The organism is Brevundimonas sp. (assembly GCF_035998205.1).
Classification (GTDB): Bacteria; Pseudomonadota; Alphaproteobacteria; order Caulobacterales; family Caulobacteraceae; genus Brevundimonas.
In genome coordinates, this window is record NZ_DASYHT010000004.1 from 545,360 (window position 1) to 555,033 (window position 9,674).

Annotated in this window: 23 protein-coding genes; 7 read left to right on the forward strand and 16 right to left on the reverse strand. The window is 67.9% G+C overall.

From position 1 onward, the window contains the following. Nucleotides 1-99: 99 nt before the first annotated feature. From VGN74_RS05405 to VGN74_RS05450, 10 genes are read right to left on the reverse strand one after another with little or no spacing between them, the layout of a single operon-like run. Entirely contained in the window at nt 100-495 is a 396-nt protein-coding gene (locus VGN74_RS05405) for a hypothetical protein (protein ID WP_327446333.1), read from the reverse strand. Continuing rightward, nucleotides 488-916, reverse strand: coding sequence for a hypothetical protein (locus VGN74_RS05410; protein ID WP_327446334.1), 429 nt, complete (start codon nt 914-916; stop codon nt 488-490). The genes VGN74_RS05405 and VGN74_RS05410 overlap by 8 nt, the downstream gene beginning before the upstream one ends. After that, nucleotides 909-1,349 carry a hypothetical protein gene (locus VGN74_RS05415; protein ID WP_327446335.1) on the reverse strand — a complete coding sequence of 147 codons (441 nt, stop codon included), beginning with the start codon at nt 1,347-1,349 and terminating at the stop codon, nt 909-911. Before VGN74_RS05415 ends, VGN74_RS05410 begins: the two co-directional genes overlap by 8 nt. Continuing rightward, nucleotides 1,346-1,633: a hypothetical protein gene (locus VGN74_RS05420; protein WP_327446336.1), complete on the reverse strand. Its 288-nt coding sequence runs from the start codon at nt 1,631-1,633 to the stop codon at nt 1,346-1,348. Before VGN74_RS05420 ends, VGN74_RS05415 begins: the two co-directional genes overlap by 4 nt. After that, the gene (locus tag VGN74_RS05425) at nt 1,626-1,910 is read right to left on the reverse strand and encodes a hypothetical protein (RefSeq protein WP_327446337.1); all 285 of its coding nucleotides are present in this window, start codon (nt 1,908-1,910) and stop codon (nt 1,626-1,628) included. The genes VGN74_RS05420 and VGN74_RS05425 overlap by 8 nt, the downstream gene beginning before the upstream one ends. 45 nt (nt 1,911-1,955) lie before the next feature. Next, a complete protein-coding gene (locus VGN74_RS05430; protein ID WP_327446338.1) occupies nt 1,956-2,600 on the reverse strand; it encodes a hypothetical protein in 645 nt (214 codons plus the stop codon). Further along, entirely contained in the window at nt 2,597-3,088 is a 492-nt protein-coding gene (locus VGN74_RS05435) for an HNH endonuclease (RefSeq protein WP_327446339.1), read from the reverse strand. The genes VGN74_RS05430 and VGN74_RS05435 overlap by 4 nt, the downstream gene beginning before the upstream one ends. Then, nucleotides 3,081-3,767, reverse strand: coding sequence for a lambda exonuclease family protein (locus tag VGN74_RS05440; protein WP_327446340.1), 687 nt, complete (start codon nt 3,765-3,767; stop codon nt 3,081-3,083). Before VGN74_RS05440 ends, VGN74_RS05435 begins: the two co-directional genes overlap by 8 nt. Then, on the reverse strand, nt 3,767-4,066 hold the full coding sequence (locus VGN74_RS05445; protein ID WP_327446341.1) for a hypothetical protein: 300 nt from the start codon (nt 4,064-4,066) through the stop codon (nt 3,767-3,769). Before VGN74_RS05445 ends, VGN74_RS05440 begins: the two co-directional genes overlap by 1 nt. Before the next feature lie 2 nt (nt 4,067-4,068). Beyond that, nucleotides 4,069-4,329 (reverse strand): DUF2312 domain-containing protein, encoded by a 261-nt coding sequence (locus tag VGN74_RS05450; RefSeq protein WP_327446342.1) that lies wholly within the window; start codon nt 4,327-4,329, stop codon nt 4,069-4,071. Nucleotides 4,330-4,414: 85 nt separating this feature from the next. On the opposite strand from VGN74_RS05450, the gene VGN74_RS05455 reads away from it, so the two are divergent. Then, nucleotides 4,415-4,813, forward strand: coding sequence for a hypothetical protein (locus VGN74_RS05455; protein ID WP_327446343.1), 399 nt, complete (start codon nt 4,415-4,417; stop codon nt 4,811-4,813). Nucleotides 4,814-4,890: 77 nt separating this feature from the next. Here the strand turns inward: VGN74_RS05455 and VGN74_RS05460 are convergent, their stop codons facing one another. The 6 genes from VGN74_RS05460 to VGN74_RS05485 form a co-directional block, all read right to left on the reverse strand. After that, nucleotides 4,891-5,103 (reverse strand): hypothetical protein, encoded by a 213-nt coding sequence (locus tag VGN74_RS05460; RefSeq protein WP_327446344.1) that lies wholly within the window; start codon nt 5,101-5,103, stop codon nt 4,891-4,893. A gap of 2 nt (nt 5,104-5,105) precedes the next feature. Further along, on the reverse strand, nt 5,106-5,237 hold the full coding sequence (locus VGN74_RS05465) for a hypothetical protein (protein ID WP_327446345.1): 132 nt from the start codon (nt 5,235-5,237) through the stop codon (nt 5,106-5,108). After that, nucleotides 5,234-5,512 carry a hypothetical protein gene (locus VGN74_RS05470; protein WP_327446346.1) on the reverse strand — a complete coding sequence of 93 codons (279 nt, stop codon included), beginning with the start codon at nt 5,510-5,512 and terminating at the stop codon, nt 5,234-5,236. Before VGN74_RS05470 ends, VGN74_RS05465 begins: the two co-directional genes overlap by 4 nt. After that, entirely contained in the window at nt 5,509-5,724 is a 216-nt protein-coding gene (locus tag VGN74_RS05475) for a hypothetical protein (RefSeq protein WP_327446347.1), read from the reverse strand. The genes VGN74_RS05470 and VGN74_RS05475 overlap by 4 nt, the downstream gene beginning before the upstream one ends. Next, a complete protein-coding gene (locus tag VGN74_RS05480) occupies nt 5,721-6,050 on the reverse strand; it encodes a hypothetical protein (protein WP_327446348.1) in 330 nt (109 codons plus the stop codon). The genes VGN74_RS05475 and VGN74_RS05480 overlap by 4 nt, the downstream gene beginning before the upstream one ends. Before the next feature lie 104 nt (nt 6,051-6,154). Next, on the reverse strand, nt 6,155-6,874 hold the full coding sequence (locus VGN74_RS05485; RefSeq protein WP_327446349.1) for an XRE family transcriptional regulator: 720 nt from the start codon (nt 6,872-6,874) through the stop codon (nt 6,155-6,157). Between the two features lie 62 nt (nt 6,875-6,936). On the opposite strand from VGN74_RS05485, the gene VGN74_RS05490 reads away from it, so the two are divergent. From VGN74_RS05490 to VGN74_RS05515, 6 genes are all read left to right on the forward strand, one after another. Further along, nucleotides 6,937-7,206 (forward strand): hypothetical protein, encoded by a 270-nt coding sequence (locus tag VGN74_RS05490; RefSeq protein ID WP_327446350.1) that lies wholly within the window; start codon nt 6,937-6,939, stop codon nt 7,204-7,206. Between the two features lie 339 nt (nt 7,207-7,545). Further along, nucleotides 7,546-7,914: a hypothetical protein gene (locus VGN74_RS05495; RefSeq protein WP_327446351.1), complete on the forward strand. Its 369-nt coding sequence runs from the start codon at nt 7,546-7,548 to the stop codon at nt 7,912-7,914. Then, the gene (locus tag VGN74_RS05500) at nt 7,911-8,393 is read left to right on the forward strand and encodes a hypothetical protein (protein WP_327446352.1); all 483 of its coding nucleotides are present in this window, start codon (nt 7,911-7,913) and stop codon (nt 8,391-8,393) included. The genes VGN74_RS05495 and VGN74_RS05500 overlap by 4 nt, the downstream gene beginning before the upstream one ends. Then, a complete protein-coding gene (locus VGN74_RS05505) occupies nt 8,390-8,587 on the forward strand; it encodes a GcrA family cell cycle regulator (RefSeq protein WP_327446353.1) in 198 nt (65 codons plus the stop codon). The genes VGN74_RS05500 and VGN74_RS05505 overlap by 4 nt, the downstream gene beginning before the upstream one ends. Next, complete coding sequence (locus VGN74_RS05510) at nt 8,584-9,036, forward strand: RusA family crossover junction endodeoxyribonuclease (protein ID WP_327446354.1); 453 nt, start codon at nt 8,584-8,586, stop codon at nt 9,034-9,036. The genes VGN74_RS05505 and VGN74_RS05510 overlap by 4 nt, the downstream gene beginning before the upstream one ends. Then, entirely contained in the window at nt 9,036-9,674 is a 639-nt protein-coding gene (locus VGN74_RS05515; protein ID WP_327446355.1) for a hypothetical protein, read from the forward strand. The genes VGN74_RS05510 and VGN74_RS05515 overlap by 1 nt, the downstream gene beginning before the upstream one ends.

The following is a 9,674-nucleotide window of genomic DNA, read 5'->3' on the forward strand; positions in this document are numbered from 1 at the left end:
ACCGGCACACCCAACCAGAGCCGGCGGTCAGGGCCCATTCGTGTTTGCACGTCTGCGCTCGCCAGAACGCCCGCGAGTCCGCGCTTGCAGGGAGAACGCTCACCCCTCCCCCTCCTTCGCTCTCAGGATGGCGGCGACTAGGGCAAGGGCGGGGGTCTTGCCGAGTGTCTTGATGGTCGGGCCGCACGGGTCGGGATGATACAGGTATGCTTGGCCAGACCCGGCAATCTCCAGCGTGATGACCCACCCCGGCAACACCCGCTCCGCCAGCCCCACGGCGGCGTCTATGCTGGTGGTGTAGTGCCCGACGTCATCCGCCCACTTCGAGCCAAGCTCACACGTCAGCGCTTCGCGCGGCCCCTCTTCGGTCTGCTCGACATGCAACGCGCCGTGATTCACGTCGGGCTCAAACAGCGCAAACCAGACTGCGCCATCCAACTCCCTCGACCCCACCTCTGCCGCTTCGATCCGTTCAATGAGGGTCTGCTCAGTCATGGGTGTCCTCCAGACGTGCGCGGGCAATCTTTCCGCCATCCTCAGAGATGGCTTGGCGTCCGGCGTCGCCTTCGCTGTGGATGAGGCGAGCGAGGCGGGACTGTTCCGCGTAGAACAGCAGCGCCTCCCTGTCCTTCTCCCGCTCGGCTTCCAGGTGACGGATACGGGCGATGAGGTCGAGGACGGTGGCGGGGTTGGCGGCGGCGATGAAGGCGGCGTCGGCGTCGTAATCGCTGCGATCTTCGCCTTTTCGCGCATATCGCTCGTAAAGGGTAACCACCTCGTGACGACGCGGCGTCAAGATCACGGCCCAAGGGTCGGCGTCGTCGCATTCGTGGTATCTGGTCTCGCCGAACAGCGCGGTCCACGGCCCCTCACTGGCATCCTTCGCCAGTCTCTCAAGCTCGGTAAGATCAGTCATGGGGAGTGTCCTTGAGGGTGTCCGGGGGCGCTAGGGCGTCGGCTGCGGTATCGCCCTGCCACGATCCGCCATCCTTGATCCATTCGAGTGCTCGCCGCAGCCTGTCGATCTCTGCTTGTGCGTCCTGCGCCTTGATGCACCATGACGCGGCCTCGGCGGTCTGCTGGTCGAGTTCGGCCTGTAGGCGGTCGATCTCGGCCTGTGCGGGGGCGTGGGGGGTGAGGGCAGACACCATTTCCCGGATGCGGCGGATGCCCTCCTGCACCGTGGGGAGCGTGTCGTTCGCCCAGTCTCCGGGCTCGCCGCCGTATCCATAGCGGGCCTTGTTCCAGACCGTGAAGCACAGGTCGCGAATGAAGCCGCCGTTGATGTCGTCGCCGAGCAACTCGCGCTCACGCTCAAGTCGCCTCCAGTCCTCCAGCTTATCGGTCATTGGCCGGGCTCCTGTAGGGCTGCTCGGGCGTTTCGGTAGGCTTGGTCGAGAAATGGGTTAACACCCATCGGATAGTGCGCGACGAAGCTCCGCAGCGCCCGCTCCAGCCGCTCGATGCGGTCGGCGGCTTCGGGGCCGTCAGGGTTATAGGGAACCGCTCGCGCGCCGTAGTCGTCAGCCTCGCAGTCAACGTCGCAGACGTAATCGCGATCGTCTCGGCCCTCGCGCACATACTTTACGCGCCGCAGCCTCTCCACCAGATCATCACGGGTCTGCTCACTCATCGGTGGCTCCTGTTGCGCGTGAGATGGCGGCGCGGGCCTTGGCGTAGTGCGAGTGCGCCTGTCGGTGAAAATCCTTTTCGGCCATCTCGCAGAGAGCCTCATAGGCATCCGAAAGGTTTTTCAGCGCCTCCAGAAGGTCCGGCGCGGCGGAGATCAGGCGGGCGTGTTCCGGTGTCGTGACGCTCGCCACAAGCCCGTAAGACTCGCCCTCACCCCCGCAGACTAGCAGCGCGCCAGTCTCAGGGTCGGAAACGTCGCTAATGTGCCAGCCGCTCATCACTCTTCTCCATCTCCAATAGGCCCGTAGGCCAGTTCCAGGCGCCTACGGACGGTCGCCCGGGAAGTCGTCGGCGTAGGCCGGCGGGGTGGACAGCTCGGCATCCAGCATGACGTGCAGCCGCTCAATCTCGGCCGCGCGCTCGGCGTTGTTCGCCGACAGGTCAGCGCGCAGGCCGGCGCCGTTGTCCCAGATCTTCGCCAGCGCCCTCGCATCGGCAGCCGCGCGCAGGGCCTGCTCGAACTTGTCGGCGCGAGCTTCAAGCGTGGCGGCGGGGGCGGGCGCGGGGCGGGAAGCCTCGCGCAGGACTCGCACCTGGAACGGCGCGCGCTTGCCCTTCGTCTCCGTCAGCGCGATCACCATGTCGCGGTCGATGTGCGACATGTGGCTGATGCGGATGCCGCCGACCTGCATCCCGCCCCACTTCACGGACGGGTCGCGGTACAGCGTGACAGCGCGGCCCTCGTACGCCTTGGCGTCGGGGCCCCAGGCATGGACGAGTACGCGGGCCATGGACTTGCAGGGCTTCCACGGCTTCCCGTTGTCTTCCTCGAAGAAGATCGACACCGGCTGCTCGGACCCCGGCCGCACGTCGACGCGGGTGATGGTGATGGTGCGCGGCCCGGGGATCAGGTCGTCGGCGTTCATCTGGTCGGACTTGGGGACGATGACGGCGGTCATGTCGGTCATAGAATCTCTCCTGAGGTGGTGTTGGCGAAGTGTCCGAAGTGCTCGGCTGCGGCGTGCGCGTATGCCGCGCCCGCCTCTTCTTCGGTTGTGAAGCGCCCGAGGTAGCAAAGCTTGCCGTCGACACGAATGGCTGCTCGCCAAGCCTTGAGGTTTCTCGGGCTGGGATCGACCCAGACGCCCTTGAAGCGAGATGTGCCGCCCCTCTTTCCGCGCCTGTTCATCATGTTCTGCAGCTGCGTTGCCAAGCGCAGGTTGGAGCGTTGGTTGTTTAGGCCGTTGCCATCGACATGGTCCGTCACCAGCCCCTTCGGCGTTTGAATGATCTCTCGATGCATCGAAATCACCTGTCGGTTCTCGCCGCGGCGCTTGGCGTAGAACCCTCCGCGGCCGTTCTTCTGCGCGTGCCACTTCCATTGCGACAGCCAGGCGAAGTCATCGTCATCGACGATCGCGCACTGGCCCTGAGTGAGGGGGATCAGCCTAGACATACATCTCCTGAATGACGCGGCGCTCGGTCGGGATCAGCCGTTCGCCGGAGTTGAGGGTGCGCTGGTACTGCTCCAGCGCTGCGGCCAGCCTGCCCTCGAAGGCCGAGGCGGCATCGAGGATGGCGGCCTGAATGATCGGGTCGGGGAACACGCGGATGGCCACCATCGGCATGCCGCCGCAGTAGCTGACGAAGTCGATCCAGCGGCGCTCGGTCACGAGCAGTCCGGTCTGGAGCTGCAGCACGAACTCGGCCGGCACCTCGCGGTCCACCAAGGTCTGCACCTGATACTTCTGGCGCCGGGACTTGCACTCGATCAGCCCGTCTTCGCCCACGAGTCCGTCCGGCGAGTAGCCGATCGTGAAGCCCCATCGGTTGTTGGTGATGAAGCCGACCTCGGTGACGGGGTGGTAGCGCTCGGCGTACAGGTGCCGGGCTTCGATTTCGTCGTCGCGCCCGCGCAGCATGTCGTCGGACACGTAGTGCGGCTCGACGTAGCCGGTGATGCGTTGGGCCAGCAGCTCGTAGAGGTGCGAGCGCTCCTTGTCGTTGCTGGCGGCTTTAAGCGTCGGCGTGACGATCAGCTTCATCTCGCTGGCCGTGAGCAGGCCGCATCGCGCGGCCAGCCACTGATCGGAGCCCTGAATGAAGCTGTCGTGGATCTTGATGTGGTCAGGCATCAGGCGACCACCCGCTGCACGCGCAGCCCCTTGGTGGTGTGCGCCCACGCCTCGCAGCCGGCCGGGACGGGCTGGCCGCACGGCAGGCGGTCGAGCTTGCGGGTGCGCCACCAGTTCGTCGCGCGCGGCTTCTTGAACGGGCGGGCGCTGCTGATGAGCTTCCCAGGCCCCTGCTTGACCGGGGCAATGCGGGCGGCGCGCATCTCGGACAGTTCGAGCGCGGCGCGGTTGGCGGCCACACGGGCCATGACGCGCTTCGCCTCCTTGAAAGCGATGCGGCGGGCTTGCTGGCGGTTCATGCTCACACCTCCCCCAGCGCCGACAGGTACAGGTCGAGGATCGCTTCCTCTTCCTGCCGCTTGGCCCGGTCCTGCTTGCGGACCTTGAGCACCTTGCGGAGGGTCTTCACGTCATAGCCTTCGCCCTTGGCCTCGGCGAATACCTCCTTGATGTCGCCGAGGATGGCTTCGCGGTCCTCGTCCAGCCGCTCAAGGCGCTCGACGATGGTGCGCAGGCGGCCCTGCGCCGTGGCGGTCAGGATGTCGGGGGATGCGGTGGTCATGTGGTCCTCTCTGGTGATGGGGTGGACACCCGGCGCGAACGCGGTCATCTCAGCCACGGGGCCGGTCCTTCTGCTGGAGTGCTTGATGGGCGTGCGACCGACGATCATCCGTGACGACGAGACGCTGGTCGCCATCCTGCGCGGCCGCCGGCTGCAGCTGGGCATCGGGCAGGCCGAGCTCGACGACATGATCAACTGGCCGGACGGGTACACGGCCAAGGTCGAGGCTCCGGGCCGGAAGTACGGGCGCCGCAGCCTCTGGGGCCTGAGCTCGTTCCTGAACTACTGGCTGGAGTCGCTGGGCCTCGCCCTGGTGGTGATGGACCGCGCCGAGGCCGAGCGTCTGGCGGCTGCGAGCGATGCGCCCCCGGCGGCCCTGAGCAGCCACGACGCCTACGCCGGCCGGACCCGGAAGCGGGAGGTCGTCCAGCACCGCGTGCTGCGGGTGGCGTACGTGTTCCCGGGCGGCCGGAAGGCTGCATAGGCCGAACGCCCAGCGCTCCATGGGCGAGAGCTTGCCGAGGGCGTCGAGGCTGCGGACGTGGTCGAGGGTGGCGCCGATCATCGGGCGGCCATGCTCACGACGAGCGCGGCGGCGACGATCAGCACGGCGGCGATGATGGCGGGCATGTTGAGCTGGTGCGGCGCGGGCACGTTCTGCGCCTGCATGGCCTCCAGTTCGGCGCGGCGCTCACGGACCTTGGCCCACTCGGGATGGTCGGACAGGCCGAGCGGGTGCGGCTCGTGCCATGACGGGTCGGTGATGGGCGTCATCTTCAAACTCCCAGCAGGAGCACGCCGGTCATCCACGCGAGGATGAACAGGGCGGCGGTGAATGCGGCGGTGAACACGGCCGTGGCGATCAGCTCGGGCCAGTTGCGGACGGTGCGGAGGGCGGCGCGGATCACAGCGTCACCTCCGGCCACCTGGCGCCGACGATGCCGCACGCCATGGCGAACGCGTCGCCGGACTTGGGCGGCTCCGGCTGGCGCAGCTTCTGGACGAGCTTCAGCGCCTCGGTCAGCAGGTGCTCGGCTTCTTCCAGCGCCACGTCGCGCCGGGTTTCCGACCGCACGTCGTCGCCGTCGAACGCCAGCACGATGGACAGGTTGTGCGCGGCGTCGTTGGCGAACGACCGGGCGCGGGTGATGTCGCGGGGGGAGGGGGGAGCGAACCGGGTCATGCCGCCACCTTCCGGCGCATGACGATCATCGTGCTCTCAGGGGCTTCACGGTGACGAACCCAGCCGCCCATGCAGGCGTAGAACCCCCCGCGGCGAATGGTGATGTCGCGGGTGTCGTCTTGCAGGCGCGCCAGCAGGTTCTGCTCGGCTTCACCCTCGGGCGTCAGCACGATCTGCTCCAGCCCGTCCTCGATGTAGAGGGCGATCTTCATGCCGCCACCCACATCGCAGCGGTCAGCCGGTCGACCCGCGCCAGCAGCCGCGACCGGGCCGCCTCGTAGTCGCCGGGCTGAATGCCCTCCAGAAACGCAGGCAGCACCGTGTCGTGCTGGACGTGCGAGCAGAGGGTGTCGAAGTTCTCGTCGATCTGCCGGATGCCGTTGCGCAGGTAGCGCAGGGCCTCGTCGGTCGGCATGTCCTTGGCGCGCGCGATCCAGCGGTCGACCGCGTCGTGCATCGCTCGGATGTTCGGATGCGTCGGGATACTGGCCACGACGCTGGGCATGTGTTCGCCGATGGGCGACAGCGGGCTTTGCACGGCAATGCTCTCCCTTGGTGATGGGAGAACCGTAGCAAACCTAGTGTTCTGGCGTCAACGTCAACCCTAGAAAAACTAGAGCGGCCCGATTTTCCTGTGCGCCGTCAAAGCACAAGGGGGCCGGATCGAGCGCCGCGCGGCTGGAATGAGCCCACAACGACACCGATGATCTCCGGCCCCTCTTGGGCGTCCCGGACGCTCTGCAGGCGGATCGGTTCTTGATGCGCGGGGTCCGTCGACCGCGGCCACAGCGCCACGCCGCCCGGCTCTGACACGATCTCCTTGAGGGTCGTTTCATACAGTCCGCCGCGCTGGCGTCGCACAACGACGTGATCGCCCTCGCGGATGCCGGCCTCGTGCGCCGGGCAGACAATCACCACCGAGCCGTCCGGATAGTGCCGGTCCATGCTGCGGCCGGCCACATGGAGCGCGAAAAGGTGCGCTCTCTCATACTCCGGCAGGGCGACCGGCACGAACTCGGTCGGGCCTTCGCCCTGCTCCGGCAGTTCCGCCCACGCTCCCGCCCTGACTTCCCCCAGAACGCCGACCATGCGCAGACCTTGAGGGCGGGATGCGACAGGTCCGGTCGCCTCTGGCCCGAACAGGATGGCCGCCGGATCGACCTTCAGGACGCGCGCGTACGCCTCGGCCTGATCCTTCGAGATGCCGTTGATGCCGGTTTCCTGATTGAGGACCGTCGCCTCGCTTAAGGGCCGGTCCCTGCCGAGCACCATCGCCGCGCGCCGCCCGAGCTCCTTCGCGCTCATGCCGGCCGCCTTGCGGAACTGCCTCAATCTCTCGCCTGGGGACATGGCGCTGGCCATGCGCCTAGACACCCTCACTAGTCCTGTTGACACGCAACAGCAGGAAAACTAGGGTTTGCCCCATGACGGAGAAGACGACCCACTTCAAGCCGGTCATTGACCGCTGGCCCACACAGGCGGCGCTGGCCGGCGACATCGGCGCGTCGCTGGGCCAAGTCTCACAGTGGCTGGTCAACGACAGCATCCCCGCGGGCTGGTTCGCGCCAATCGAGCGAGCCGCCAAGACGCGCGGGTTCACCGACATCACGGCGGCATACCTCGCGTATCTCGCCGAGCTGCGCCGGCTGGACCGGCCGCACACTCGCCGCGCCCGCGCCGGAGTCGCCGCCTGACATGGCGACCGGGGGCATCATCATTCAGCTACGCGCGGCGGACACCCCGCCCCCCCGACCCGTCGCGCGTGGGGAGGGGGTGGCCGGGCTGAACACCGGCCGCCCCCGTCTCCGCATACTCTCGCACCAGCGCCGTTGCCGCGGCGCTCCGGTGCCTGGCCAGACGCATGAAGCGCTCGGCCACAGTACGGCCCTCGCAACGGGCCGCGTAACGCCAGCGGGAAGCCGCCACGGCGTGTTCGATCGCCAAGCCTATCCGGGTGTCTGCCTCCATGTCTCCGCGCCTCCGTGCGCCCTCGCTCTCCGGGTTCTTCAATGACCTGTACGAGTGAGATTTTCATGGGGCTGGATACCCACGAACCGCGAGGACGCCTCGCGCTGTACCTGCGCCGGCAGTACGCCGATGGCCACGCCGTCAAGCGGCTGGCCCGCGACATCGAGTGCACGCCGAAGACGGCGGAAAACATCATCGGCGGGTGCTGGCCGAACTCCCGACACTGGGCGGCGATTGCCCGGCGCTTCGGCGCCGACGTGCTTGATGCCGTCTTTGCTCCCGAGATCGACGACACGCTCGCCCGACTGGAAGCGGAAGCGAATGCCCTTGAGCGTGCTCTTGAAGAGAAGCGGGCGGCTGCTCGCCAGATGGCGGGCCGTCGCGCTCGCGTTGCGGGTCGCATGGCTCCGGGCTCGGAGGGCATGGAGCCGTGACCACTGACGCCCTGTCGAACGAACTGCCCTCGGCCGTGATCGCCGTGCACACGCACCGGGTCCACGTCGCCCGGGCCGCGGTGCAGCGGGCCAAGGCCGAGATGCGGCTGCGCGAGGCCCATGCACAGGCGGCCGGCGTCCCCATGGGCGGGCTGAAGCGGGCCCTGCGGATGATCAGCGCAGATCCCGAACGCCTCGCCAGACAGGAAGCCGAGACGGCCATGATCCTCGCGGCCACCGGGTGCGGGGTCCAGGTCGAGCAGCCGACCCTGTTCGACACCACCACCGACGAGTCCGAGGAAGTGCGCGCCAAGCGGCTGCGCGCCGAGGGCTACTCGGCCGGCGTTTACGACATGGGCCTGAGCGCCTGTCCCTACGACGACGGGCCCGACCGCGCCGCGTGGCGTGCGGGCTTCGACGCCTTCGCCGCCGATCTGGCGGCCTACGAGCTGACCGAGAAGAGGAGAGGCCGCCGATGAGCGGACGTGCTGACAACGCCAAGTCGCCGCGCTGGACGCCCGAGGAGGTCGAGAGCGCGCGGCGCATGTGGCAGGCTGGCAAGTCAGCCCGCATGATCGCTGGCCACCTCGGCAAGACCCGCAACGCCGTGATCGCCAAGGCGTCGACCTCAGGCTTCGGCGTGCACCCGGCCAAGCGCGGGTGGGTGTCGTGACCGAGATCGTCGCCTTCACCTACTACGGCGTGGCCGTGCCGAAGAAGCGCCCGCGCGTGACCATGGTCGGCGGGTTCGCCCGCGCCTACACCCCGAAGGTCACGGCCGCGTTCGAGGGCAAGGTGCGCGCGGTCGCGGCCGAGGCCATGATCCGCGCCGGCGCCGACGTGTGCCCGGACGCGGTCATGGTCGAGATTGCGTTCGACCAGAAGATGCCGAAGTCGTGGTCGCGCAAGAAGAAACTGGCCATGCGCGGCGAGCCGGTGGTCACCCAAAGTGACACGGACAACCTGGCCAAAGCTGTCCTCGACGCCCTGAACGGCATCGTCTGGGAAGACGACCGGCAGGTGTCCGACCTGCGCGTGTCCCGCCGCTGGGCCGACGAGGACGCCTTCCGCATGCGCGTCAGCCTCGCCTCCGGGCCGGGCGAACTGGCCGAGGTGGCGTGATGCTGCAGTTCACGCTTTCGCGCCGGCTCGTGCTCGGCGGGCTGGCCGCGTTCGCTGGCGCGCATGAGTTGGTCAAGACTCGCGTCGAGCTTCCGACGCTCTGGGGCGACATGCTGCATGACGACGCGCCTGCCTTGAACGCGTTGTTCAGCGGGAAGCCGGTGCGCATCGTCAGTGGCCGCGCCGTATCTGGCGCTGCGCCGGCGCTACTGGACGCGCGGTGCCTGATCGCCTCGACAGTGCACGTGACGGTCGATGACGCGCTCCTCGCGCGGGTCGAGCTCAAGGCGGCGCCCGGGTTCTGCGGGCACAACCTCATTCGGTTCACTGGTGATCGAGTGGTCCTGACGAACTCACACTTCAACATGGGCGCTTCGGTCGCGGCGCTGGGGGGGGGGCGCATGACCCCCCGCGAGGAAGTCGTCGCCTCCATGCCGGGCGCGTGGATATGGCGCCAACTCTGCGCGGGCCGGTCCATGGCCGAGATTGCCGAGGGTGTGCGCGTCACAGTCGAGGAGCTGGACATCGCCGTCTGGCGGTATCGCACCGAGCGGACCGGATCCCGAGCGCCGACGCGGCAACCGAAAGCGTCACCGCCCCGCCGCTTCAGCTGGCAGCAGCCCGAACAACGAGCCTGA